Here is a 24719-nt window from a genome sequence, read left to right as displayed (position 1 = left end):
GCTCATAGCACCAGTCCACTCAGCAGGCGGCTGATGAGACCCAACCCGATGGTCACGGCTACCACCAGCACAAGGAGCAGCCACGGCCGGAAAGGCCTGCGCTCGACTTGATGCTGGGGGGCTCGCAGATACTCATCGACACGACGCTGATCTTCCGGGTTCAGGCGGCTGGTCATGGTGGGCCTCGTCAGGTAGACGTCTGTGACTGCGCAAACGCTACAGCGTTCGTGCAGGCGCTTGAAACAAATGATAATGCTTTCTATCCCTGGCGCCGAGTGTACGCCATCGCAAACACTCGCTGCACTGGATCAAAGACTGATGCCCACGTCGAAGACAATGCTACGGCCCAGGTTGCCGCGCAGGAAGTCTGGCGCATCGGGGTGGGCGAACAGCACCCGGGCAAAGGTCGGCCCCACCAGCGACAGCGAGCGCCAGCCCTGGCGCAGGTATTCGGTGGGCGGCGGGAAGTGGGTGTTCAGGTCGAGCACTTCGCGCTTGAGGCTGGCGAAGGCGATGATGTCCAGCTCGTTCAGCTCCAGCCCGCGTTCCCGGTAGTTGTGCGCCTTCTTGCGCAAGGTCGGCGCCAGGCGCCCCAGCAGCTCGGTGGCACTGATGCGCCGCGGGCGCGCTTCACGGCGCACCAGCTGTGCCAGGGAAAACGCACTGCGCCGGCGCTGCAGCTCTTCGCGCCACTCATCGTTCAGCCGACGCCCCTCGTCGAGCACAAAAAACACCTCGAAGGCCGCGTCGCGGAACAGCACATCGGGCGGCTCTTGCCCGGCCGGGGTGAAGTCTTCGCTGCGGTAGGGGATATTCAACCCCTGCAACAGTCGCTGGCACACCCAACGCTCCCGCTCCCACTTGCGGGCGTTGGAGAGAAAGGCGTTAGCTTGTTCGGCCTGGATGGTAAGCAGGCGCAGGTAGTCTGAGTCATCCATGCAGACAAGCTTAGCCGCTAATCGATGACGGTAAGATGCTGTTTAAGCGTGGGAATCAGCTCAATACTGGCCACTGCTGCACGAGCCCGACCAGGTGCACCAGGCCGAAGCCCAGGCAGATCAGCGAACTGACTACGATAAAACGCTGCGAACGCCCGGTGCCCGCCAGCAATCTCGGTCCCAGCACGCCGCGTAGCAGGTACACCAGGGTGATCAGGCAGAGGATTGGCAGCAGCAACGGCAGCCTGCCGATTGCCCCGGCCGCCGACAGCGCATAAGCCGACCAGGCCAGTAACACGCAGGCGATGGCGGCGGTGATCAGCCCCGGGTACCAGCGACCCTTTTCGGCTGCCACCGCCATACGCTCGCCAGCCCCGAACAAACGGTACCAAGGCGGGCCTACGGCGATGATGACGAGATGAAGTACGCCGATGATGGCGTTGAGTGCCGCTGCCAGCAGCAGGGCAGGGTTGAGTCCTTCCGGCATGACCAATGCTTCCTGCATCGAACGAGGCCGCCAGCCTACCGCAGCCGAAGGAAAGGGAGAATGGGTGTAGACTCGGTTTTATCCACATGGCTGCAATGGGTATTGTTCAGGTGATCAGCGCGCAGGTGTTGTCCGGTACCACGTTAAGCCTTGGCTGGCTGGGTTATGTGCCATTGCTGATCTGGGCGGTAAGCCGGGTTCGCTGGGTTGAACTGTTCACCGACCGGCGCCGCCAGCATTTGCTGTTTGGCACGGTGTTCTGCCTGTTTGCGCTGTGGTTGGTGAGGCGCGATTTCGATACCGGGGTGTCGTACCACTTCATTGGCATGACGGCGGTCACCCTGTTGCTGGACTGGCCGCTGGCGGTGCTGGGCGGGTTCATGGCCCAGCTCGGCTTGCTGGCGCTGGGGCGCCAGGACCTGGCGGCGCTGGGGGTGAATGGCTTGTTGCTGGTTGGCTTGCCGGTGCTGATTACCGAGGTGTGCGCGATACTGGTCGAGCGTGCACAGCCGCGAAACCTGTTCGTGTATATCTTCTGTTCGGGGTTCTTCCCGGCAGCACTGACCGTGCTGGTTTGCGTGCCCGCGGCGCTAGGCTTGTTGTGGCTGGACGGGCGTTTTGCCCTGCCGGAGTGGCTCAGCGACTTTGTCGGCTATCTGTGGCTGATGATGTTCCCCGAGGCGTTCATCAACGGCATGGTGATCAGTGCGCTGGTGGTGTTTTGCCCGGAGTGGCTGGAAACCTTCAACCGCACACGGTACCTGCAGGCGCCCTGGAAGGAAGATGAGTCGTGAATGTGTGGTGGCTGTGCCGGCCTTTTCGCGGGTAAACCCGCTCCCACAGGTACTGCGCAGCACTCAGAGGTTGCACTCTCACTGTGGGAGCGGGCATGCCCGCGAACACGGGCGAAGCCCGTGCCATCCCCTGCGCCGCCTGCTTCGCGGGCTTGCCCGCTCCCACAGGTACCGCGCGGGTTGTGGGCCCACGTTGTATGTGTGGATCAGCTCAGTGCCGCGGCTCCAGGTCACCCGAATACAGCTCATCCTCGGACTCTTCTGCCCCCGGAATCTTGTGCTCTTCGGCCGCCCAGGCCCCCAGGTCGATCAGCTTGCAACGGTCCGAACAAAACGGCCGGAACGCACTTTTCTCGTTCCATTCCACAGGTGCGCCACAGGTCGGGCAATCGACGGTCAATGGCTGGCTCATGGCTGGCCTCCTTTCAAAGTCAGGTAAAAGTGGTGCAAGCGGTCAATCTGCTCATGCAGCGCGGCCAGGTCGCCGTCGTTGACCACCACATCATCGGCATGGCGCAGGCGTTCCTCACGGGCCAGTTGGGCCTGCAGAATCGCCTGCACCTGTTCGGCACTGGTGTTGTCCCGCGCCAAGGTACGGGCTATTTGCAGTTCCTGCGGCGCATCGATCACCAGCACGCGCTGGGTCTTGTGGTACTGCCCCGATTCGATCAGCAACGGCGACACATACACCGCATACGGCGACTGCGCCTTGGCCAGGTAGCTGAAAATCTCCTGCCCGATCAGTGGGTGCAGCAGTTGCTCCAGCCATTTGCGCTGCGCCGGGTCGGCGAAGATCAGCTGGCGCAGGGCGGCGCGATCAAGCTGCCCGTCAGCCTGCAACACACCCGGGCCGAAGCGCTCGACGATGCTGGCCAGGGCCGGGCGGCCAGGTTCGACAACCCAGCGCGCCGCCTGGTCGGCATCGACCAGGTGCACGCCAAGTTCGACAAAACGCTCGGCAGCGGCGCTCTTGCCGCTACCAATGCCGCCGGTCAGGCCGAGAATCCAGGGGGTAAAGGCTGCAGTGGCCATCAGTATCCAAGCAGTTGCATGTAAGAGGCGTATATTTCATCACCCCAGAGCACAGCAATCCACCCCGCAATCGCCAGATAAGGGCCAAAGGGGATCGCCGTACCCAGCGCATGCCGGCGCAAACGCAGCAGGCAAACGCCTACCAGCGCCCCCACCACCGACGACAGCAGCAGCGTCAACGGCAGCACCTGCCAGCCGCCCCAGGCCCCGATCAGCGCCATCAGCTTGAAGTCGCCATAGCCCATGCCTTCCTTGCCGGTGACCAGCTTGAACACCCAGTACACCGTCCACAGGCTGAGATACCCGGCCACCGCGCCCCACAACGCGTCAGCCAGTGGCACATACAGGCCGAAGGCGTTCACGATCAGCCCAAGCCACAGCATCGGCAGCACCAGCACATCCGGCAGCAATTGGTGGTCCGCATCGATCAGGCTCAGGGCCAGCAGGCACCAAGTGAGCGGCAGTGCCAGCAACGCCTCGGCCGAAGCACCAAAACGCCAAGCCACCACCAGCGACAGCAGCGCGCTGGCTATCTCGACCAGCGGGTAGCGCGGGCTGATACGGGCCTTGCAGGCTGAGCAACGCCCGCGCAACGCCAGGTAGCTGAGCACCGGAATGTTCTCCCACGCGCGAATCTGATGCGCGCAATGCGGGCAGCGGGATGCCGGCAGGCACAGGTCGAAGCGTTCGTGTCGCGCAAGCGGCAGCCCCAATACCTCTTGCGCCTCACGCTGCCATTGTCGCCCCAGCATGATCGGCAGGCGATACACCAGCACGTTGAGAAAGCTGCCCACCAGCAGGCCGAGCACCGTGGCCAGGGTGAGGAAGTACGCCGGCTGCTCAGCCAGCAAAGTCCATAGAGTCATGTTCAGATCAGGCTACCCAACTGGAAGATTGGCAGGTACATCGCCACCACCAGGCCACCCACCAAAAGGCCCAGGATCAGCACGATGGCCGGCTCCAGCAGGCTGGTCAACTGGTCCAGCGCCTGGCTGACCTGTTCCTCGTAATGGCTGGCGGCTTTTTCCAGCATCTGGTCCAGCGTGCCACTGGACTCACCGATGGCCGTCAGCTGCACCAGCAACGGTGGAAACAGCGTCTCGCCTGCCATCGCCTGGTTCAGCCCTTGCCCATTGGCCATGCCCTGGCGTAGCCGCAACACCGCTTGCTCGTGCAGCTCGCCCCCGGTCACCCTGGCTACCGTGCCCAGCGCATCCAGCAACGGCACCCCGGCGCCGTACGACGTTGCCAGGCTACGCGCAAACCGCGCCAGCGCCGCCTCCCTCAGCAACTTGCCGAACACCGGCAAGCCCAGCACCCGCCGAGATATCCACAGGCGCGCTGGCGCATGCTGGCGGTACAGCTGGCGCACGGCCAAACCCAGCACCACCCCCATCACCAGCAACAGCGGCGCAAACCGGCTCAGCCCTGTGGACAAGTCGATCACCCACTGGGTAAATGCTGGCAACGCCGCGCCCATGCCCGAGAACATGCTTGCAAATTTCGGGATAACCTCCAGCAACAAGATCGCCGACACCCCCAGCCCGGTCAGCAACAGCAGCAGCGGATAGACCATCGCCTTGCGCACCTTCTTGTGCAACGCCCGGCGCTGTTCCAGCATACCCGCCAGTTGTTCCAGCTGCCGGTCAAGCGTGCCCGACTGCTCACCCACACGCACCAGGTTGCAGTACAGCGCATCGAACCACGCCGGGTGGCGCTGCAACGCATCTGCCAGCCCAAGGCCCGAGGCCACATCCTGTTTCAATCTATCCAGCAACGCCGCCTGTGCCGCATCGCAACCACTGCGCCCCATCACTTCGAATGCCTGCAGCAGCGGCACCCCGGCCTTGAGCAAGGTCGCCAATTGCCGGCTGAAACCCGCCGGGTCCGCCTTCGCCCGCCGCTTCGGCAAACTGAATGTCAGCCCGCTGGCCGGTCGCAAACTGGCAACCGTGATGCCCTGGCGAATCAGCCCGGCACGCACATAAGCCGGGCTGCGCCCAGGTGTTTGGCCGCTGACCGGTGTGCCGTTGGCGTCGGTGCCATGCCAGCGGTAAAGCAGTGAAGTCGAAGCCATGCAAAGGTCCTTTTTCTGCCCCAGCGACAAGCCTGGAAACAGCTTGCCGCGTCCATGCCAGGGCGCGCGTCCATGATGCTCACTAGAGTAGTTCAGCGAAGATGACGCCCAAGCGGGCAGGGGTGACAAAAGGTGTCTGTTCAGGCCTACTGCGCCGCTGCCGGTTGGGGCGCAACCCACCTCAATGTGTAAGCGAATCAAAAAGGAAAGATGTTCATGAAAGGGCAACGCGGTATCACCCTGATCGAACTGATGATCGTTGTCGCGATCATCGGCATTCTGGCGACCATCGCCTTACCGATGTACACCAACCACCAGGCACGCTCCAAGGCCGCGGCCGGGCTGCTGGAAATCAGCGCGCTGAAGACGGCGATGGACCTGCGGTTGAATGACGGGAAAGACGTAGCGGCCGTGGCCGAACTGGGTGGCCAGCCGGCAACGGCGCATTGTGCGATTACCGCTAGCGGCAAGGCCGCAGATGGCAGCGGCAGCATTGCCTGCACGCTGGTGGATGCGCCGGTAAACGTGCTGGGCAAGGCACTGACCCTGACGCGTTCCGCCAGCGGCTGGGCGTGCACCACCGACATCGAGGAAGACCTGGCGCCCAAGGGGTGCAAGGGGGCTTGAGGGCAGGGCAATAAACTAGCGGAAACAGGGGTTTGCGTTGCGGGTGTGAGCAGTGGTACGTTGCGCTACACGCCGGTGTAGCTCAGTCGGTAGAGCAGCGCACTCGTAACGCGAAGGTCGCAGGTTCGATTCCTGTCTCCGGCACCAGACACTCCGCTGTAATCGCATCACACAAAAGTTTTAGGGAGTCGTGTAGCGCAATTTGAATATCTGCGCGCTGATTTTCACCAAGCTCGGTCAAAAGCACGCGACAAAGCGCCTTCACGGCGCTTGATGATTTTTCGTATCTCCAATCAGGTGTTGGCATTAGGTATTATCTCAAGTTAACAGACGCAAAATTTCGTCTCTCCTTCCGCCACCCGTTGGCGGGGATTTGGCGTATTTTAGGGGGTGGCACATGTGCGCAGGGACAAGCCCCGAACACAGTGAGGTCCGCCGTCGCTGGCAATAGCCAACAACATCCGTCCCTTGTTTAATAAATCGTTGGCCGTCAACATGGTGCTGCCTTCAAATCGTTTCTCGCCGAAATGGATGCACTGCATATCCAGTCTTTTTCTAAAAAGGATCGTCCCACTCGATTTCAGATGCAGTGAAGTCAAATCGGTAATTTCCCATCGAGCCGGCCTGCTCCCCTTTTGAGGATTTGGAGAGAGCCTGTTGATACCCGTCATTGTCCATGCTCTCCAGCTTTAGCTCGAATAAAGCTTGGTCTAAAAGCTTTTCTAGGGCCTTTGGCGAATCAGCCTCCACCGTAATAATTATTTTCCCAGGTACTTTTACTTTCATTCCTGATTCTCCTTGAACGGCTCAACAGCCCAGCAGCTTCACGTATTGCAGCGCCGGATGGCCTGACTCCTTGTCCGTTGTCGGTTTGGGCGTGTCACTGAGCGTGCGAGCAGCTATTTTCTGAGAGGCGATGTTATCGGCGCCGACGATCGCTTCGACATAGAACCCTGGGGAACGGAGCTTCGGTGCTAGGCCTTTCTGCAGCTCGGCCATGCTCACCTTAACCAGCTCAGTGGCTAAACCTTGGCCCCGGTAATCTGCATCAGTCGCGTAGCCAACCCCAAAACAGGTTTTCCCGTTAAGTGGCTCAGCCATAACGTAAACAGCGTATGCCTTAGCCAACGAGCCGGAGATAAGCGCATAGGTCAGGCGTTGAACGCCAGGCTGTGGCGTATCATGGAACACATAAAGATCTGGATGACTTGCACATGAGGCGGGTCGGATTGCGCCGGCGCGCAATGCCTCTTGGAAGCTCAAGAAACCAACATGAGGATCTACAATAACTGGCATTCAGTGAATCTCCATTTTACTTGGCAACTTCGCGGATGGAAAAAAACCCAGGCCTCTTTACGTCCTCGGCCCCGCAGGGTGGGCTTGGAGTACTGGGGAAATTTCCTAGTAGAGCCGATCACCCGTAATGGGATGCTCTATGACAATTGGGGCATAAGGCGACAGCATTTTCCAGAGTATCAAGGCCACCATCGGCCAGACGGATTTTGTGGTGGACTTCCAAATAAGGCATACCGTTCGATTTTCTTGTAAACGGCGCGGGCTGATCACACTCCTCACAAACACCGCCTGCACGATGAAGCGTTTCGGCAACGACATCAGGGTTACGGACGAACATCGTTGACGTTAGAACAACTCTCTCAGGTTTAACATGGGGCCTAGCCGCCAACCGAGCTTTACGCGCGTTAGAACTGTCGGCTTGTGCAGCATGCACCTCTTTCTCAAATGTTTCCTGGTGCGCGATTACCGATCCACCTAGCAGGTGTTCAAGGTCTGCTACCACTCTGCGCTTGCGGTGAAGCGTTAATTTCTGGTGTTTTTCGTAATAGTCGATGTGCTGATGCGTAGCGTTGATTGCGGGTAAAAGATACTCCGCCCCCCCATCCTCAAATAGCTGGCGTAAAAAATAATTAGTCGCCTCGACGTTGATAGTGCGGTGATAGCAGCGCCCCAGTCGCATGTATCGGTATATGTTAATAAGATCCTGAGCATAGGTTGCTCCTATGCCCTCGGTAACGAGCTGGGCAACGCCCTGCTTCAATGAAAGGCTCTGATCCATGACTTGGCTAGCGATACTATAAGCGCTCTGAATATGGCTAGTGGTGAGTACGTTTGCCATGGTCTTCTCCTACGTGCCCAGATCCTGTAGGTTTGCTCTGAGCAACACTTCGCGAAGCAGTTGGCTTTCGGCGCCGTAATGATAGTTTTCTAGTCGAGTTGCCAAGCGTCGCGATGACTCACCTAGTGACCGGTACCAGTCATCTTTCAGACCAACGAAAACTGCTGGTCTGCCATCGAACTGATCGCTGGTAATATCGACCACAACGCCTTCGCACTCCACCCAAGCATGTCCGCTTCCACATACATATTCAGCCCGGAGCCCCGCGCTGTTTAAGTAGTGACCCAACAGCTCTGAAATGACCCCACAGCAACACGCAGGAAACTTCCTCATATGAGGCGGTAACGTGCCATCACGCTTTTGTGCATCAAACGCCTCGCGGAAGGAACGGGCAATACGTAACAAATCCATGTGCAACTTCCTACTCGAAGATGGGAGTGAAACCGTCGCTATCCTAAAAGCTGAGCCCGCCCGATGGAGGACTAGTAGGCAGGGACATTTCTAATAACTGCGGAACGGTGTGCCCTCTTTGGAAGTGAGCGGTTCTTGTGATCGACTCTCGAATCGTTCCAAATGGTGTTGACGACTTTTGGTTGCACTCTCCAGCGATTTTTCGATGCGCGATGTCAGTGTGCCCCATGATTCATAAGGCGGCGGGAAGCGCGTCTCTAGGTCAAACTCGCCAACACAGACCAGGCCCAGCCGAATACTCTTCTCAACAGCGTGCATGAGTCCGTTGAAAATATTTACGGCTAGCTGCCCCTCTCGCCCCCACCAGTCATCAACATAATTGGTAAGTTCATTCAACGAGTCGTAGTAGCGGGTAAGGGCTATAGCTTTCTCGCCCGACAAGTCACGCATCAGGGGCGAACCGGGATAGAGCACCGGTAAATAGGGCCAGAAATCTGTCTGCAGGTCATTAGTCTTCGCGCCATTCATAGACGATTCACAAATAAAATTCGCGACCGCTCTATCCAGAATGTACTGGGCCCGCTCGATTGTGCGCTGTAACTCCGGTGCGAGTGCGGCTACAGCATCAGTTTCTCTTTTCGCCTGGGCTTCCAAATCAGTACGACGCTTATTGAGCTCGGTGATCCAGGAGCCCAAGAGCGCCCCGCCAGCACCGAATAGAGAGCCCGCGAGAGGCGTAACCTCCAACCAGAGAGCAATGCCCCCACAGCAGAACAGCAGGACCGAGACGGTCATATGTGGGTTTTGTTTGATGGCTCGATCGATTAACAAATTAGCTTTTCCGGTTACTCGGTGAATGGCCAGGTCAGCGCGCTCATGCTGGCAGGTCCAACACGTACCCCACCAAAGTGCTAACCTCCGGCGGGGTCAGTTCGTCGCGCTTGCCGGCCATGTAAATCATGCCCAAGGCCATGCCCCGACGACGCTCGAAGGGCACCGGGGTATCAATTACCAGGTCACTGAGGATAGTGATCAGCAGCAGGCGTGGGCGCTCAGGGATCGATTGCAGCAGCGGCCGCAGCGCCTCAGGCACCCGCCGCAGTTCGTCGGCTCGTCGCTGGGAGGCGGCCCGGGCAATGGCTTCGTGATGATTTCCCTGACTCATACAGTGTCACTCCTTATTTTGGCCGGTATCCAAGCTCGACCTTAGCGAGAACTGCGTTTACACGTGTCGCCAAGCCTCGGGCTGCGAGATCGTAGATCTTCTCGCATCTCTCAGCTGCGGCCTTTGCCCGTGCTTCTCCGGTTACGTCGAGAAGTTCGCGCGCCTTGGCTTGGACTTTACCTGCCTCGATCCAATCATGAAAAGCCTTCTGAGCAGCATCGCTAGAGGCCTTAAGATCGTCTGCATCAATCATTGCCATATCTCTTTCCCCTAGCGTTGTGCGGCCAGTACCTGGCGGGAAGCTTTTTCATTCGCTACGCCGATTTCTTCTCCAATCGCCTGAAGCTCTTCAAGAGTGATCAGACCGCCAGCGCGGATCGCGTGCAAGCCCGCGTTTGCACGATGATGATATGCGCGGCGTTCGTTGTCGTCGGTTTGCTCGGACAGCATGGCAATGTCAGAGCGCACATAGGCAATGGCGCTTTGTTTGTTCTCATCAATCATTCAAATATCCTCAGTAACGGCTATGGCCAATGCGGAAATCGCATCCCTCTACGGCCTCGGCCCAGCAGATGCTGGGCTTGGGGGGAACCGCAAATTTTCCTACTCATTAGCCTTATGATTAGCCTTGTCACGCCACTTACTTTTCAGCTCTCAATTGGGTAGTGCTGCGGACGTCAATCCTTTCACCGCGAAAGTCTCCATGCGCTCGGTAGGAACGACCGTCTCTCACCACCCAACCTTTACCTGCTCACCATCGACCTTGATTTCAAACTCTACTGCTGCGTTTATGGGCCGAAGCCTCCGCTGGTTACTCATCAAAGGCAGCATCCCATCACGACAGCGAGCGTCGGGTACCTTTCCGGACGGTGTTACGACGGTGGGATAACAGAGGAGTACATCGGACCAGAGTAATCGATTGGTCGCCCGGCGAGCTGCTCTGCCATCCGGTTTTTTTCCTCGAACCAGTCTTTGAGCACGTCTATGCGTTCATTGAGCAGAGGGTGATGATCAGCCGTTGCCGCGATAAGAAAGGCGATAGCTTGGCTGACCTCAACACAGGCCAATAGCGCCTGGTTGACGTGCCAGCTATTCACCCCATAGACGACCGTCATATCGAAGCCTTCAGTAGAATCTACTCGCGTAGCCATCGCACTCGCATGAGCAAGGATTGAGCGCTGGTTAGGATGAGCACCGAAGTCGATTGATGCGTCGTAGTTACCCTGGACGTAATCTGCCATCTCGCTACTGACAGGCTTCAGCGCTGCGACAGCGTTACTAACAGTGAACATCTGGCGACAGCGCTTGAGGGAGTCCTTATCCTTATGGCGGTTCATCCAGATTGATGCCATGTCGTTGTCTGAGCGGATCAGGAATCCGTAACATGCCGATTCAAGAGCCGTTCGGGCAATAGGATAGGTGCAGACGATGTGCCCTGACAGCGCCTCCCGGACTGCGCCCGCAAGCATCGTGTAAGAATTCAGTAGCAGCATTGCTGCGAAAGGATGAACGTCGAACGGGTGACTGAACAACTCCTCATGGAAGATCTGGTCCATCTGATCGACCATGTACATCAGTTGAGGTGGAGTCGCCGCATGTTCATTGGCATTTTCGCTAGTGTCCTTGAGGTACTCAATTAGCCTTCCTGCTGTGAGGCGCATCTAGTGTATTCCCTGCTCGATTATGCGGGCCGACAGCACCCGACTCCTAGGCAACAATGCATCCGAGAAGCATCACAGATATCACTATGCCACTCCAACCTCAAAGCATGTCAAATTGTCGCTTGATCAACAGTCAAATAGATCTTGCTGTGATCAAGACTGCCATGGCTAAGCAGGGCTGTACCGTCTCAACATAGCCTGTTACAGCCAGTCCATTGCTCCCAGAGCACGCCTGTCACTGTGCGATGATCCCTGCTTGATACCGGCCTGCCGGTAGACCTTGCAGAAGGTATTTGGGAGTGAATCTTAGCCCCGGCGTATTACTCGCGTTGCTTGAACGCCAGTTCAAAGGCCTGCCCTTATGCGTGACTTGCCTTGAACCTCGACGCCGTTAGTTGGCGAGAAGGCCCCTGCGGCGGCGCAGGCGCACTGCGATCCAGCCGTCCAAGACGGCAAGGCATAAATGATGGGCCTAGAAGACATTACAAGGTCGGCAATCCTTGGTGATGTCTGCACCTAGAGCCCCTAGAACTTGATGGCTCCACTGGGATACAGGACCTTTGGAACCTCCACCAAGGCCAACTCGGTGACGCGAATGCCAGTGGTTCCGCGGTTACACCGATCCAACCGTTACACTGCTAGAAGCATGCGTCTAAGCCAGCGTGTAACTAGCAATTAAGTCTTTAAAAACAATTACTTATATAATCAAGTTACACGAGCTACACCTGTTACACCGCTAAATTGAGTTGGCTAACTAGCAACCCCATGCCCCCGTTTGTTCACGCCTTCAGCGGTAGAGACACTCCCCATCCCCCGCATTCTGTAATGCAGTCGGGGACCCTGGGGGTTTGGGCGGCATACGGGGCAGGAAACCCGCGCTTCTTTGTTAGCGGGAGCGCCGCCAGCTTAGTGAACTGGTGGACGAGGTGAACCGAGGTGAATTGTGCGTTTCTTTGAACAGGCAGTAGGATCCTTGCAATGGCTGCAACGGTCGAAATCTTAACCCCGGACGCTGATGAGGAAGGCTGCCCCAAAATGGCATCAAGGAAATTGGACGGGTACAAAGGATCCTTGGATTACTCACAGCTCGCTGCTGGGATGAGCGCAGCCAGGGCCAATGCCCATAGGCTCGCTAAAGATGCGCGCCTCCTGCTGGAGGCAAAAAGCTACGCCTCTGCGGCCTCGCTTGCTGCGCTCTCCATCGAGGAGGCAGGGAAGGTCCCCATCCTTAGAACGATGGCACTGGATTTAGATGACAAGGCGCTTAAAGCGGAGTGGAAACGCTATCGGTCACACACCAGTAAAAATGCACATTGGATTTTTCCTGACTTGGTCAAGGAGGGGGCGAGGTCGCTGGAGGATTTTCGCAGTCTTCACGATGAGTCATCAGATCACCCGTTCGTCCTCGACCAGGTGAAGCAGTTGGGGTTCTACACCGATTGTCTCGGAGACAAAGCGAACTGGTCGATCCCCGATGCTGTGATCGACTCGGACCTAGCTACGCCCCTTGTGCTGACTGCTGAATTGCTCAGTCGGGGAGCTCCCGTCACAGAGCGCGAGCTTGAGCTTTGGGGCCAGCACCTAGGGCCGGTTTGGGGCAAGGACATCAATGGCGTGAAAACGGCGCTCGTGACCTGGTACAGCGCCATGCAAGATGAAGGACTTATTGATGAAGGCCCTAACAAAATGGCGGCTTTCATCCTGGGAAGACTCGGTCCCCCCGGCAAAGTAAGCTAAAACGAGGTGGTTTCATTTTTAGGGATACGTTTAGGGATACGCTATGCTATTGCTTGGGGTAAGGCTCATGGTTTGCTTGGTTATTCAACCATCATTCGATTCCTGTCTCCGCACCAGTAAACCGTTTCCAGCAGTCTATGACTGTCTATGAAACGCACCACAAAGCCCGCCTGGCGCGGGCTTTGTGGTTTCTGTCTGGCGCGTTTTGCCTTTGGTATTCCGGCCTCGACAGCGAAGCCTGAGCGGGCTTCAGCGCAATCGATCGCTCAGGCTGAGCTTGATCCACCCAATACCAATACCAGATCAGTATGGAAAGCCTGGTTACGAGCCCATGCTGATCTTGAACAGCTGATTGTCGGCTTCCCTCGAGCAACTGCCTTGCTCAAGATCTAAAAGCTTGCACGACTCATACTGTGTAGCAATTGTATTGTCCAGACTCCAAAGGCCTGCACAATCACTGTGAGAGCGGGCTTGTACCGCGAACACGGGCGAAGCCCGTGCCATCCACCACCTGACCCAACGCAACTAAACATGGTCCTATAAGCACTTTTCCGCGCGCTGTGAATCCATAATCGGCAGTGTGGTGCCGGTTTTACCCGTTCTGAAGCTGATAATCAGCAAAGTAATGCCGGTTTCTGTATCTTCTAGAACGCTTCACGCCGGCCCCTATTGGGCATCTGCGCATCAAGGAGTCGTTGGCAGGCCTTCAGCCAAGTCGGAACTAGGCTTTCGCGCAAGCTGAGGTCGTGGACAGGACGAACGAACTTCTTGAGTACGCGGTGAATAATCTGGATAAGCGACTCGTGGAGTGGGGACTGCGATGAAAAAACTACAGCCTGAAGAGCGCGCCCAACTCGTAGAGGATATCGTCAAGCGCAACGCGGCGGGGCTCGATCCCATTGGGGCATCCATCCGCCGTCTGCGGCTCGAAGTCACCGGGCTTGACCAAGAGACCTTCGCGGCCATGTGCAAGATTTCCACGAAAAGCCTGTATGAATTGGAAAGCGGGAAGTCGAATCCGAAGCTCAGCACTTTGGATGCCGTGCTGCGCCTCTTTGGCGTGCGGATGGGTATGGTGATGACGGCTAAAGATAAGCCTACTGCAACGGTCGTTGGCAACAATGTTGGCCAGTTGAAGGCGGGTGGGCCAATCGCTGTTGCCGCGCCGCTGGCCAGTTCCTGCGTGGTGGCCGGACCGAAACGAGGGAAAAGCCCTGCAGCAGTCAAAGCGAAGAAGGCAGTGTCGAGGCCGCCATCGCCACGGGCACGGAAAAGCAGTCACGAAAAGTGAGATTGATGTGGGATGCAAATAAAGTCTCATCTCATTTTCCTATAAGGATTTGTCACCGACGCGAAGACAGCTGCTTCGGCGCCGTTCGTACATTATTCAGAGACTTTTCCTACAACTTCCATACTTGCCCCGCCAAGCAATGTGAGGCTAAATCTCTGCGTCACGGTAAATCCCGTGACCGGGCGTAGGAACCCGTTGGTAAACTTGGCGCATGCACTAGGCGCCCCTGCACCACAGCTGGCGCTTTTTTGTGTCTGCCGTGCTGTGTCATGGCGGCTGTGTGTGGGCAGGCCTCGGCCTGGCCGGGTTTCCAAGTTTCCCCGGTATTCCTACCCCGCACACAGCTGCCACCCAATCCCGTAGGAAGGATCGTGGCAGCTCCAACTAAAACTTGGAGCCTCATGCATGCTTACCTCAAGTCCAAGCAGGACCCTCGCATTCGTTCTCCTCCGTCGTTCTTCGACGGCCATCAGCTACTTCCCCCCCAGCCAATCCTACTCCGTCCCCGGTCATTCGGAGGTGCGGCCATGACTGACCAAGAACGCCTCTCCACCATCCAAAGCTACGCCTGGACCCTCGAGCTACTAGGCGAGGCCCTGGTCCAGCACGATGAAATGCTGGAATGCGAACACAACCCGCAATTGAGCTTTCGCAACACGGCCGGTATCCATCAGGCGATTCGGATCATCAGCCGGTTGGCCAGTGAGCAGTGTGGGAAGGTGATGGAGGGGAACGGCCATGAGTTGGAGGGTTAGAGGAGGTCGTTGATGAGTGGGGGCCAGATGTGGGGGTTGCAGCTGGCTCCTTCTGTTGAGGCCGATGGTGGGTTATTCCTGCCAGGCCGGGGTATGGGGCTGCTGCGCAGCCCATCGCAGGCAAGCCAGCTCCTACACGGACCGCATATGGCCTGGAGTGTGTGCGTTGCTTGTGGCGAGCAATTTTCTACGAAATACGCAGTTCATTCGTACCCTCGAAAACTTGCGAAAACAGCCACCCAGCAATAAAGACCCTCAGTCGCCGAATCAGCGACGCGACCTTGGCCGGTCGAAATCGAAAGGCGCATCAGCCCCCAGTCTTCATCGCAGGCGCTTTTTTTGTGCGGTCATTAGCGACTTCAATGTCAGCCAATCCCGCTTCGTCTCCGTCCAATCGGAGGCCCGCCATGGAGCAGAGTGGTCAGGCCCCGGCTGGTCAGGGTGGGGCTTTGCTGTTTGGCGCTTCCTGCGCAGTGCGCCGCCGGCTAGCTGTTGAGCAGGGCAGTTGCTCGTACGCCCGGTGTTTGGTGCGCAGGTATAGATCAGTCTGCATTGAGCCAGTCGACTTCCCGCTCCTGAATGATCAACCTCAGGTCACCTTGATGTGCAGCCGGGTAACAAGCCAGGAAGGCGCCGACCGGGTAGAGGTAATGAGATTCGACTGGGTGCCCGTCGGCGCTTGTAAGCTTGATATCACAATCAGGGCCTTCGCACTGCGTCAGGTCGAAAGGTTGACCGGTTTGGGCATCGACAATTTTCCATAGGGAAGGATCGCTGGCTTTTATGGGCTGGACATCTACCACGCCATTGGCATTGGTGAATACGCCTTCGCCCAGATGCTCGCCGCTGCGTAGGTAAAGCCGATAGCCGCCATCAAAATGGCGGAAATACAGCACCAGCGATTGCGCACTGGCACCCCTGTCAAAGGTAATCAGCCCGCTGTCCCTACCTAGGTGCCAGTCTTCGTCTGAGCAATTGAACATGCCAATGGCACGGCCGCCATCCATGACAGGCTTCAAATTGTTGATGGGACTGCTGAGAATAATTGGCCCTGTGCACATGCTGTCCAAGGTATTCAGGGGGCAGCCGGCAATTTGCAGGGTTGCGGTGAAAGAAAGTTTCTTGTGATCGGTCATGGTGCGTTTCCGGTTGGTGAGCAAGACGGACAGGCTAAGCTGACCTGAATGGCACACCCATCCGGAACTGGTTCCGCGCAGCGGCGGGAGCCGGGCTCTACTCGCGCATCGTGTGGGGCGCTGCTTCATGGATTAAGCCAGGCATCACCTTGGGTGGTCTTTTCGCTTCAGCGGTCAATACTTCCCTGTATACGCAGGCGTGTTCCTGGTGGCGCGCGCCGCTGGGAGGTGTCAGGTGAACAAGCTAACAATCGTGGGTGCCGGCCTGGTCGGCGAGGCGGCGGCGCAGATCATCGCCCGGGATGAGTTGTGCCGTGAACTGGTGTTGATGGATGTACAGGGCGAGCTGGCGCAGGGCAAGGCGCTGGATGTGTGGCAGGCCGCTGTGGAGTCTGGTTCCGATACCCGGGTCTACGGTGGTGCCCAAGCCGAAATGCTCGACGGTTCCGAGCTGGTGGTGATTACCGCAGGCGTGCCGCGCAAGCCCGGGCAGTCGCGCCAGGATGTGCTGAGTATCAACCTGCCCATTCTCGATAGCATCATGGCCGACATCCAACACCGTGCGCCGACAGCCACGGTGCTGGTGGTGTCCAACCCGGTCGATGTGCTGACTTATCGCGCCTGGAGCCTCAGCGGCCTTGGGCGCGCCAAGGTATTTGGCCAGGCAGGGGTGCTGGATACCGCGCGCATGAAGTGCTTCATTGCCGAGCAGACCGGGTTTTCCGCTCGGGATATCACGGCGCTGGTGCTCGGCGGGCATGGCGACAGCATGGTGCCGCTGATGCGCTACTGCCAGATCGGCTCGGTGCCGCTGTCGCACTTCCTGTCCGATGACCAGATAGAGCGGATCGTGGAGCGCACGCGCAAGGGCGGCGGCGAGATTCTGGGCCTGAAGAAACTGGGCAGTGCCTGCGATGCGCCGGGCGTGGCCATTGCGCAGATGGTGGATGCCATCGCCAATGGGCGAAACCGTATCTTGCCGGCTGTGGCGATTCTGGAGGGCGAGTACGGGCGCACGGATATTGCCATGGGTGTGCCCTGTGTATTGTCAGACCAAGGGCTGGCGCGGGTGATCGAGTTGCCACTGGATGCGCAGGAACAGGCGATGTTCGACCATTCTGCGGATCAGGTGGCGCGGGATATTGCCGAGATGAAGACGCTTTGAGCGATGGCCGTGAGGGGCTGCCTGGCAGCCCCTGCGCGGCAAACGCTGGCGCTACCGCTGGTAAGCCTAGCCGAAATGCCGCTCCAGCCGTGCCTGCACCAGCTCCAGCAGGATCGACAGCACCCAGTAGATCACCGCCGCCGTGGTCAGCATCTCCAGGTAACGATAGCTCGACCGCCCGTAGGATTGCGCAAGGAACATGACCTCCCACACGCCCATCACCGAAATCAGCGAGGAGTCCTTGAGCATCGAGATGAACTGGTTGGCCGTGGGCGGAATGATCACCCGCATGGCCTGGGGCAGGATGACGTGGCAGAAGATCTGCCGCGTGCGCATGCCCAGGGCCAGCGCCGCTTCACGTTGCCCGCGCGCGACGCCGAGGATCCCGGCACGGAAAATCTCGCTCAGGTAGGCCCCATAATTCAGCGACAACGCGATGATGCCGGCACTGATGGCGCCCGGGACCAGGCCCAGTTGCGGGAGGCCCAGGTAGATCAGCAAGATCTGGATCAGCAGCGGTGTGCCGCGGAAGAACGAGGTGTAGAAGCTGGCAACACCCACCAGCACGGCGCTGTTCGACAACCGCGCCAGCGCGGCGGCAAAGCCCAGCAGCACCGAGACCACCATTGAGCACAGGCACAGGAACAAGGTGAGCGCCGCGCCCTGGAGAAAGCCGTTAGGCCCCAGCTTGAAGCCGGCGAGGTTCGGAAACTTCTCCAGAATGATCGAGAACTTCAGGTCAAAGCTGAGGAAAAACGCCACAAACAGGCCGAACAGCGCCAGCCAGGTCAGCAGTAACCGGGTACGGAAGCTGAACAGGCCGGTGCCCGCCGGCTTGACCACGGGCTTGGGGGAGGGGGGGAAGCTGCTCATTTGCTGATATCGGCGCCAATCCATTTTTGCGACAGCTTGGCCAGGGTGCCATCAGCCTTCAGCTCGGCAAATACCTGGCGCACCTTGGCGTCCCACTCAGGGTCGCCTTTTTCGATGGCTACCGAGTTCGGCTCCTCATACAGCGGTGCGCCGGCCAGCTTGAAGCGCTTGTCCTGGCTCAGGCGCGGCTGCGCGGTCACCAGGTTGGTGAGGATGGCATCCAGGCGCACCCCAGCCCCCAGGCCCAGGTCCTGGAAGGCGACGTTGTCGGTGTCGTAGGGCGCTATCTGCACAAAGTCGAAGGGGTATTCGAGCTTCTTGTCTTCGTCGCCTTCAATGACCAGATTTTTGTTCAGGTAGCTCTCATAGCTCGATGCACTGGTCAGGCCCACTTTGCGGCCCTCCAGGTCCTTGGCGCCATGGATGCGCTCATCCTTGGCATTGACCACGATCACCGCCGGTGAGGCGTAGTACTCCACCGGGAAGTCGAACACTTCGGCGCGGGCCTTGCTCGGGGTCATCGAGCAGATGCAGATGTCGTAGCGGCCGCTCCAGCGGCCAGCGGCGATCACGTCCCAGGACGGGGTTTCCAGGCGCAGCTTGACGCCCAGCTTGTCAGCCACGGCCTTGGCCACGTCCACATCGAAACCGTCCAGCTGGTTCTGGTCATTGAGGAAGGAGAACGGCGGGTAGCTTTCCATCAGCACGTTGACCAGTTCCTTGCGCGATTCAACCCGCTCCAGCGTGGCGCCAGCAAAGGCCTGGGAAGCAGTGGCGAGCAGCACGAGGCCCGCACCGAGCACGGTAGAAAATCGCATGTACATACCTGATATGTTGGGCAAAGGAGTGATAGGGTATTTAATAGTTATAAACGTTCATGAACTAATGAATTTTATTCATAAGAACCTGCAGAGAAGTTATATGAAAGAGCGAGCGATGGTCATTCTCGACGGCGGCATGGGCCGTGAACTGCAGCGCAGTGGGGCGCCGTTCCGCCAGCCCGAGTGGTCGGCACTGGCGCTGAGCGAGGCGCCGGAGGCGGTGGTTGGCGTGCACGCAGCGTTTATCGCCGCCGGTGCACAAGTCATCACCAGCAACAGTTACGCGGTAGTGCCCTTTCACATCGGCGAGGAGCGCTTTGCCAAGGAAGGGCAGCAACTGGCCAATATCGCCGGCCAGCTCGCGCGGCATGCGGCCGATACCGGCGCGCACCCGGTAAGGGTGGCAGGTTCCTTGCCACCGCTTTTCGGTTCTTACCGCCCGGACCTGTTCCAGCCTGAGCGCGTGGCCGAGGTATTGCTCCCCCTGCTCCAAGGCCTGGCCCCTCATGTGGACTTGTGGCTGGCAGAAACCCAAAGCTCGATTGCCGAAGTGCGGGCCATTCATCAGCACTTGCCTGAAGACGGCCGGCCGTTCTGGGTGTCGTTCACCTTGCAGGATGAAGAGGTGGACGCTGTGCCTCGGCTGCGCTCCGGCGAGCCGGTAGCCGATGCCATCGAGGCCGTGATCGGCCTGGGTGCTGCGGCGGTGCTGTTCAACTGCAGCCAGCCGGAAGTGATTGGTGCTGCAATCGATGTCGCCCGCGAGCTCACCCAGCAGCACAACGCCGACATCGCAATCGGTGCCTATGCCAACGCCTTCCCGCCACAGCCCAAGGAAGCCACCGCCAACGATGGCCTGGATGAGCTGCGCGAAGACCTCGATCCACCTGGTTACCTGGCCTGGGCCACCGACTGGCGTGAGCGCGGCGCCAGTCTGGTAGGCGGCTGCTGTGGTATCGGCCCGGAGCACATTGCCGAGCTCAAACGTAACCTGGGCTGATGTTTCAGCGCGGGTCTGGCAGGAAAGCGCAGCGGTAATTTTTGGGAAATGCCTGAACTGACGCTAAGGTTTGGGCATCTCTCATTCACCACGCGGCGAGGGTGGTCGAGTCTTGACCGCTCTCACCTGATGCGCAGCGCTGAACACCAGGAGTCATACTGCCTATGAATGCAGAGCAAAAACGCAGGAGCACCATCAACCCTCCCGTTTTCTTTACCAGTGCCATTCTGGTGCTGCTGTTGGTGCTGTACGCCACGGTTTTCCAGGAGCACGCTCAGCGTGTGTTCGAAGACGTGCAGCAATGGATCATCACCAACGCCAGCTGGTTCTACATCCTTACCGTGGCATTGGTACTGATCAGCGTGGTGTTCCTGGCGGTCAGCCGCTACGGCGATATCAAGCTGGGCCCGGACCACAGCGAGCCGGACTACCCCAACAAGAGCTGGTTCGCCATGCTGTTCTCGGCAGGCATGGGTATCGGCCTGATGTTCTTCGGCGTAGCCGAGCCTGTGATGCATTTCATCAACCCCCCGGTCGGTGAGCCAAATACCATCGCGGCAGCACGTGAAGCCATGAACATCACGTTCTTCCACTGGGGCCTGCATGCCTGGGCCATCTACGCCATCGTCGCGCTGATCCTGGCTTACTTCAGTTTCCGCAACGGGCTGCCATTGACGCTGCGTTCGGCGCTGTATCCTTTGATTGGCGAGCGCATCTACGGCCCGATCGGGCACGCTGTGGATATCTTTGCCATTCTGGGGACGGTATTTGGCGTGGCCACTTCGCTTGGCTACGGCGTGCTGCAGATCAACAGCGGCCTGCACCAGCTGTTCGGTTTGCCCGTCAGCACCACTGTGCAAGTCGTTCTCATCGCCGCCACCTGTGCCCTTGCCACGCTGTCGGTGGCCAGCGGGCTGGATAAAGGCATTCGCATTCTCTCCGAGCTCAACCTTGGCCTGGCAGTGATATTGATGCTGTTCGTGCTGGTCGTTGGCCCGACCGTGTTCCTGCTGCAGGCCTATGTTCAGAACACCGGCGCGTACCTGTCCGATATCGTCAACAAGACATTCAACCTGTTCGCCTACGAACCCACCGACTGGATCGGTGGCTGGACCCTGCTGTATTGGGGCTGGTGGCTGTCCTGGTCGCCTTTCGTAGGGCTGTTTATCGCGCGTATTTCCCGTGGTCGCACCATTCGCGAATTCGTCTGCGGCGTGTTGTTCGTACCTGCGGGTTTTACCCTGCTGTGGATGACTGTGTTCGGCGACACCGCCATTCACATGATCCTGCACGGGGGTGTGAGGGAGCTGGCGGCGGTTGTCGATCAGGACAGTTCGCTTGCGTTATTCGCGTTTCTCGAACACTTCCCGTGGTCGACAACGGTATCGTTAGTGGCGGTGCTGATGGTGGTGGTGTTCTTTGTCACCTCCGCGGACTCCGGGGCGCTGGTGGTAGACATGCTTGCCTCCTCGGGCAAAGGCCACTCGCCGCTGTGGCAGCGGGTGTTCTGGTCGGTGACCATGGGCGCAGTTGCCATTGCCTTGTTGCTGGCCAACGGCCTGAAAGCGCTGCAGGCAGCCACCATCGCCAGTGCCTTGCCATTCGCGGTCATCCTGCTGGTGGCGATCTGGGGCCTGTTCAAGGCCTTGGGCCTGGATGCCACCCGTCGCGGCCTGCGCACCCAGTCGCTGCCTGGCCAGCGCCAGCACCGGCAGAATCACGGTGGCTGGCAACGGCGCCTGCGCAACATCGCCATGATGCCGCGCAGGGCCCACGTTACCCGCTTTATCAATGATGTGGTCAAGCCCGCCTGCGACGAAGTGGCCCAGGAGCTGCGCAAGCAAGGTTACGAGGTTACGGTTGAGGAACGCGACGATGGCCGGGTCACGCTCGAGCTTTCCCACGCGGGCGAGGGTCGCTTCAAATATGAAGTTCGGCCGCGTGCGTACAATACCCCTAGCTTCGTCCTTCGCGAATCTGACGATAACAACGATGCTCGCAAGTATTTCCGCGCCGAGGTGTATCTGCGTGAGGGCGGGCAGGACTACGACGTGATGGGCTGGAGCCGCGAAGATGTGATTGGCGACATCCTGGACCAGTACGAGCGCCACCTGCACTACCTGCACGTGGTCAGTTGAGCCCCTTACGTGCGGGTCAGGCGAGGTATGGCCCGCACGTAACCCAGCTCGCACACCAGCTCCACCAGCGTCTGCGTGATCACGGCAGCTGCTGCCAGGGTGCGCAAATGCTCGGGCAAGGCCAGTGCCAGCGGCAACACCACCAGCGAATTGCGGGTCGATGCGCTGAACATCACCGAACGCGCCTCGGTGGCTGGCAGGCGCAGCAGACGGGCCGAAACGAACCCGAGGGCTGGCGCCAGCAGCATGAAACCGATGTACACCGGGATCACCGGCAGCAAGCGGTCGAAATCACGTAGCACCACGGCAATTTGCGAAGCGATCACAACCATCAGTACCAAGGCCATCGCCGGTACGGGTAACCACGCCCAGGCGTCATTCCAGGTTGCGACTTTACGCGAGTGGCGGGCACCGGCGCTGGTCAGCACCGCAAGGGCCATTGGCATCACGATCAGTAGCACGAAGGCTTCCACGAACGGGGTGATGGAGATGGCCACCTGGCTGCTGTCGCCCAGTATCAATGCCAGATACACCGGCAGCAGCACCAGTTGCACCAGCAGCAGCACGGGGGTGGCGGCCAAAGTCAGGCGCGAGTCGCCTTTGCCGATGTGGGTGAACACCACCACGTAGTCGATGCAGGGTGTGAGCAGTACCAGCAGGGCGCCGATGAGCAACGCCGGGTGTTCGACCAGCCCGCGGGTGATGCCCCAGACCAGTAGCGGCACGAGGATGAAGTTGGCGACCAGCAGGGCAGCGATGAACCGGCGGTTGCCCAGGCCCTGGCGCAGGTCGAGAAAAGGGATCTGCAGGAACATTGCGTACATCAGCACGGCGATGGCGGGGGTGACCAGTGCCTCCAGGTGGCGGGCGCTGTCGCTGGCCAGCAAGCCGAAGGCGATGGCGGCAAACACTGCGGCGAAGTAGATCAGGGTCTGATGGGTTTCGAGTTGTTCTCTGGTCAAGAGGAGGCCTGTGCTCAAAAGCTAAAGAGCACAGGGTAATCGTTGGCGGCATTGGGTGCTCGCCTGAATCATTGCTCTTGCGGCCTTGGCCCCCCCCAGCTACCTATATCTCATCCGGATCGCTCAACCATGCGGCGTTACGCTCCAGAATGTTGAGGGTCAGGCGCATCCTCTCATCGCGCTTGGCAAATACATAGGTGTGCGCAGCGTCGAAACGCTTGTGGCGATGCAGGCACATACCGGAGGCACGCTCACGTAACACGCAGTGGAAGGCGTTCACAGGAATGTCCGAGAGTATCAGCGCGCCGTTGGGGCCGAGTAGCTCGAAGCAGGCGGGGGCGAGAGTTTGGGTTGGGTAGGCACCGATTTCCCCATGCCTGCCTCGGCTGATGCCTTTGCCGAAATGGTTGCCAGGCGTTCTTACATACAAGTAGTAACCTTCTTCGGAGTGGCGAAAGTACAGCGTCGGAGGGGGCGGCGCGTTTTCAACGGGCAGGTGGCCTAACAGGTGCGAGTCATCCCGCTCGCTGAACCTGCCACTGAAAACACCACCACCGCTACCTGCGAGCAGGATTCTGGCTGGCTGCCCCAGCAGCACATCCAGGAAGTTCAGGTGCGCACCTGGGGCACTGAGCTGGGCGATGAATGATTGTTGCCGGTGGCTATACATGGTGATGACCCTTGCTGTGGAAAGAGGCGATCTTAAGAGTCGCCTCCCACACCGCCGCAGCGGGTGATCGTTCCCTGATGCGAAAGCCCCGGCACTGTTTGCGCATGTGGGGCAAGCGACTCAGCGTCGCGCCCAGTCCACTCCGCGCTCGGTAATGTTCAGCCGTAAGCTGGTGGCAGGCTTGGAACGCAGGGTGATCAGATAGCCCCCTTCGCCATTGGCAATCAAATGGGTGGCCAAGCTTTGCCCGGACGCAGCGCACGCCAGGTTGATGATGGAAAAGTCGACAGCCATGCCTGCAAGGTCGAGGGGGTGCTGGGTGTGGGGATTGCGCATCTGCCACGGGGTCGGGTCGCTGCCCTCAATAGGGCTGACCATGGCAACGCCATATTTGCTTTTGAACACGCCTTGGCCGTCATGCTCGCCGCCCCTGATGTACAGGCGGTAGCCTTCAGGGGTGTGACGGAAGTAGAACAGCACGGGCGCCACGTCGCCTGTGACGTGAAAATCGACATGCCCTGCTTCTCGGGCATCGTCCCAAGCGTCATCGGGTGTGCTTAGCACGCCCAGTGCATGGGTCACGTCCATCAACCCCAGGTTAGTGTCGGGGTGGGCAACCCTGATGGTGCCTTCGGTGGCTTCGCTCAGGATGGTCAGGGGGTGACCGTTGACTAACAAGGTAGCGGTGAAGGACAGCGCTTGATGATCGGCCATTGCGGGCTCCAGGTGGGCGTAGTAAGGAGACCGCAGGCTAGGGCAGCCTCAGCGGGATGCCCATTTGGCCCTGTTTCCGATAGACATGAAAAAGCCCGGCACAGAGGCCGGGCTTTTCACATCAGGCTAAT

The 24719-nt window shown here is 59.0% G+C and carries 31 protein-coding genes and 1 tRNA gene; 10 read left to right on the top strand and 22 right to left on the bottom strand.

Annotated elements, in window-relative coordinates; all coding sequences use genetic code 11:
• Positions 1-2: 2 nt before the first annotated feature.
• The 3 genes from J3A71_RS25665 to J3A71_RS25655 form a co-directional block, all read right to left on the bottom strand.
• On the bottom strand, positions 3-176 hold the full coding sequence (locus tag J3A71_RS25665; RefSeq protein WP_013970765.1) for a DUF3094 family protein: 174 nt from the start codon (positions 174-176) through the stop codon (positions 3-5).
• Between the two features lie 132 nt (positions 177-308).
• Positions 309-938 carry a DUF1780 domain-containing protein gene (locus J3A71_RS25660; RefSeq protein ID WP_013970766.1) on the bottom strand — a complete coding sequence of 210 codons (630 nt, stop codon included), beginning with the start codon at positions 936-938 and terminating at the stop codon, positions 309-311.
• A gap of 55 nt (positions 939-993) precedes the next feature.
• Positions 994-1425 carry a hypothetical protein gene (locus J3A71_RS25655; RefSeq protein ID WP_016484795.1) on the bottom strand — a complete coding sequence of 144 codons (432 nt, stop codon included), beginning with the start codon at positions 1423-1425 and terminating at the stop codon, positions 994-996.
• An 86-nt stretch (positions 1426-1511) separates the two neighbouring features.
• Here J3A71_RS25655 and J3A71_RS25650 point away from each other — a divergent pair, with 86 nt between their 5' ends.
• Complete coding sequence (locus J3A71_RS25650) at positions 1512-2219, top strand: energy-coupling factor ABC transporter permease (RefSeq protein WP_102667852.1); 708 nt, start codon at positions 1512-1514, stop codon at positions 2217-2219.
• A 211-nt stretch (positions 2220-2430) separates the two neighbouring features.
• Here J3A71_RS25650 and yacG read toward each other — a convergent pair whose 3' ends face one another.
• From yacG to J3A71_RS25630, 4 genes are read right to left on the bottom strand one after another with little or no spacing between them, the layout of a single operon-like run.
• Positions 2431-2631, bottom strand: coding sequence for a DNA gyrase inhibitor YacG (gene yacG / locus J3A71_RS25645; RefSeq protein WP_016484797.1), 201 nt, complete (start codon positions 2629-2631; stop codon positions 2431-2433).
• Positions 2628-3251 carry a dephospho-CoA kinase gene (gene coaE, locus J3A71_RS25640; RefSeq protein ID WP_016484798.1) on the bottom strand — a complete coding sequence of 208 codons (624 nt, stop codon included), beginning with the start codon at positions 3249-3251 and terminating at the stop codon, positions 2628-2630. The genes yacG and coaE overlap by 4 nt, the downstream gene beginning before the upstream one ends.
• Positions 3251-4117 carry an A24 family peptidase gene (locus tag J3A71_RS25635; protein ID WP_102667853.1) on the bottom strand — a complete coding sequence of 289 codons (867 nt, stop codon included), beginning with the start codon at positions 4115-4117 and terminating at the stop codon, positions 3251-3253. Before J3A71_RS25635 ends, coaE begins: the two co-directional genes overlap by 1 nt.
• Before the next feature lie 2 nt (positions 4118-4119).
• Positions 4120-5328 carry a type II secretion system F family protein gene (locus tag J3A71_RS25630; protein ID WP_102667854.1) on the bottom strand — a complete coding sequence of 403 codons (1209 nt, stop codon included), beginning with the start codon at positions 5326-5328 and terminating at the stop codon, positions 4120-4122.
• A gap of 216 nt (positions 5329-5544) precedes the next feature.
• Here J3A71_RS25630 and J3A71_RS25625 point away from each other — a divergent pair, with 216 nt between their 5' ends.
• Complete coding sequence (locus J3A71_RS25625) at positions 5545-5955, top strand: pilin (RefSeq protein WP_102667855.1); 411 nt, start codon at positions 5545-5547, stop codon at positions 5953-5955.
• A gap of 71 nt (positions 5956-6026) precedes the next feature.
• Positions 6027-6102: transfer RNA gene (locus J3A71_RS25620), tRNA-Thr, on the top strand.
• A gap of 408 nt (positions 6103-6510) precedes the next feature.
• Here J3A71_RS25620 and J3A71_RS25615 read toward each other — a convergent pair.
• From J3A71_RS25615 to J3A71_RS25575, 9 genes are all read right to left on the bottom strand, one after another.
• Positions 6511-6741: a hypothetical protein gene (locus tag J3A71_RS25615; protein ID WP_209953482.1), complete on the bottom strand. Its 231-nt coding sequence runs from the start codon at positions 6739-6741 to the stop codon at positions 6511-6513.
• Between the two features lie 21 nt (positions 6742-6762).
• Positions 6763-7251 (bottom strand): GNAT family N-acetyltransferase, encoded by a 489-nt coding sequence (locus J3A71_RS25610; protein WP_209953480.1) that lies wholly within the window; start codon positions 7249-7251, stop codon positions 6763-6765.
• Positions 7252-7369: 118 nt separating this feature from the next.
• A complete protein-coding gene (locus tag J3A71_RS25605; protein ID WP_209953478.1) occupies positions 7370-8089 on the bottom strand; it encodes an HNH endonuclease signature motif containing protein in 720 nt (239 codons plus the stop codon).
• Between the two features lie 9 nt (positions 8090-8098).
• Complete coding sequence (locus J3A71_RS25600) at positions 8099-8500, bottom strand: hypothetical protein (protein WP_102667858.1); 402 nt, start codon at positions 8498-8500, stop codon at positions 8099-8101.
• A gap of 90 nt (positions 8501-8590) precedes the next feature.
• Complete coding sequence (locus J3A71_RS25595) at positions 8591-9295, bottom strand: hypothetical protein (protein WP_102667859.1); 705 nt, start codon at positions 9293-9295, stop codon at positions 8591-8593.
• A gap of 79 nt (positions 9296-9374) precedes the next feature.
• Complete coding sequence (locus J3A71_RS25590) at positions 9375-9665, bottom strand: hypothetical protein (protein ID WP_102667860.1); 291 nt, start codon at positions 9663-9665, stop codon at positions 9375-9377.
• A 13-nt stretch (positions 9666-9678) separates the two neighbouring features.
• Positions 9679-9918: a hypothetical protein gene (locus tag J3A71_RS25585; RefSeq protein ID WP_102667861.1), complete on the bottom strand. Its 240-nt coding sequence runs from the start codon at positions 9916-9918 to the stop codon at positions 9679-9681.
• A 17-nt stretch (positions 9919-9935) separates the two neighbouring features.
• Entirely contained in the window at positions 9936-10169 is a 234-nt protein-coding gene (locus J3A71_RS25580; protein WP_102667862.1) for a hypothetical protein, read from the bottom strand.
• Between the two features lie 368 nt (positions 10170-10537).
• Entirely contained in the window at positions 10538-11326 is a 789-nt protein-coding gene (locus J3A71_RS25575; protein ID WP_102667863.1) for a hypothetical protein, read from the bottom strand.
• Positions 11327-12304: 978 nt separating this feature from the next.
• Between J3A71_RS25575 and J3A71_RS25570 the strand changes: the two genes are divergently transcribed.
• The 4 genes from J3A71_RS25570 to J3A71_RS25555 all read left to right on the top strand — a co-directional run bounded on the left by J3A71_RS25570 (position 12305) and on the right by J3A71_RS25555 (position 15109).
• Entirely contained in the window at positions 12305-13063 is a 759-nt protein-coding gene (locus J3A71_RS25570) for an AbiV family abortive infection protein (protein ID WP_245353440.1), read from the top strand.
• Between the two features lie 147 nt (positions 13064-13210).
• Positions 13211-13456, top strand: a complete 246-nt coding sequence (locus J3A71_RS25565) for a hypothetical protein (protein ID WP_146018924.1) — start codon at positions 13211-13213, stop codon at positions 13454-13456.
• A 427-nt stretch (positions 13457-13883) separates the two neighbouring features.
• Entirely contained in the window at positions 13884-14354 is a 471-nt protein-coding gene (locus J3A71_RS25560; protein WP_102667938.1) for a helix-turn-helix transcriptional regulator, read from the top strand.
• Between the two features lie 527 nt (positions 14355-14881).
• Positions 14882-15109 carry a hypothetical protein gene (locus tag J3A71_RS25555; RefSeq protein ID WP_024717660.1) on the top strand — a complete coding sequence of 76 codons (228 nt, stop codon included), beginning with the start codon at positions 14882-14884 and terminating at the stop codon, positions 15107-15109.
• A gap of 542 nt (positions 15110-15651) precedes the next feature.
• Here the strand turns inward: J3A71_RS25555 and J3A71_RS25550 are convergent.
• Positions 15652-16245: a hypothetical protein gene (locus J3A71_RS25550; RefSeq protein WP_102667939.1), complete on the bottom strand. Its 594-nt coding sequence runs from the start codon at positions 16243-16245 to the stop codon at positions 15652-15654.
• 235 nt (positions 16246-16480) lie between these two features.
• On the opposite strand from J3A71_RS25550, the gene J3A71_RS25545 reads away from it, so the two are divergent.
• A complete protein-coding gene (locus tag J3A71_RS25545) occupies positions 16481-17410 on the top strand; it encodes a malate dehydrogenase (RefSeq protein ID WP_102667940.1) in 930 nt (309 codons plus the stop codon).
• A gap of 66 nt (positions 17411-17476) precedes the next feature.
• Here the strand turns inward: J3A71_RS25545 and J3A71_RS25540 are convergent, their stop codons facing one another.
• Both J3A71_RS25540 and J3A71_RS25535 read right to left on the bottom strand, forming a co-directional pair.
• Entirely contained in the window at positions 17477-18283 is an 807-nt protein-coding gene (locus J3A71_RS25540; RefSeq protein WP_209953475.1) for an amino acid ABC transporter permease, read from the bottom strand.
• Positions 18280-19101 (bottom strand): ABC transporter substrate-binding protein, encoded by an 822-nt coding sequence (locus J3A71_RS25535; RefSeq protein WP_023047457.1) that lies wholly within the window; start codon positions 19099-19101, stop codon positions 18280-18282. Before J3A71_RS25535 ends, J3A71_RS25540 begins: the two co-directional genes overlap by 4 nt.
• Positions 19102-19219: 118 nt before the next feature.
• Between J3A71_RS25535 and J3A71_RS25530 the strand changes: the two genes are divergently transcribed.
• Together J3A71_RS25530 and betT are read left to right on the top strand one after the other, a co-directional pair.
• The gene (locus tag J3A71_RS25530; protein WP_016484812.1) at positions 19220-20104 is read left to right on the top strand and encodes a homocysteine S-methyltransferase family protein; all 885 of its coding nucleotides are present in this window, start codon (positions 19220-19222) and stop codon (positions 20102-20104) included.
• A gap of 164 nt (positions 20105-20268) precedes the next feature.
• On the top strand, positions 20269-22242 hold the full coding sequence (betT, locus tag J3A71_RS25525) for a choline BCCT transporter BetT (RefSeq protein WP_060519445.1): 1974 nt from the start codon (positions 20269-20271) through the stop codon (positions 22240-22242).
• 5 nt (positions 22243-22247) lie between these two features.
• On the opposite strand, the gene J3A71_RS25520 is transcribed toward betT, so the two are convergent.
• The 3 genes from J3A71_RS25520 to J3A71_RS25510 form a co-directional block, all read right to left on the bottom strand.
• A complete protein-coding gene (locus J3A71_RS25520; protein WP_102667943.1) occupies positions 22248-23204 on the bottom strand; it encodes a bile acid:sodium symporter in 957 nt (318 codons plus the stop codon).
• Between the two features lie 103 nt (positions 23205-23307).
• Positions 23308-23874 carry a hypothetical protein gene (locus tag J3A71_RS25515; RefSeq protein WP_023047460.1) on the bottom strand — a complete coding sequence of 189 codons (567 nt, stop codon included), beginning with the start codon at positions 23872-23874 and terminating at the stop codon, positions 23308-23310.
• A gap of 120 nt (positions 23875-23994) precedes the next feature.
• The gene (locus J3A71_RS25510) at positions 23995-24588 is read right to left on the bottom strand and encodes a hypothetical protein (protein ID WP_016484816.1); all 594 of its coding nucleotides are present in this window, start codon (positions 24586-24588) and stop codon (positions 23995-23997) included.
• Positions 24589-24719: the final 131 nt, after the last annotated feature.

It is taken from the genome of Pseudomonas sp. PvP089, assembly GCF_017875165.1.
GTDB lineage: Bacteria > Pseudomonadota > Gammaproteobacteria > Pseudomonadales > Pseudomonadaceae > Aquipseudomonas > Aquipseudomonas fortuita.
Note: the sequence above shows the minus strand (reverse complement) of the source record. Positions and strands in the feature narration are given on the sequence as shown.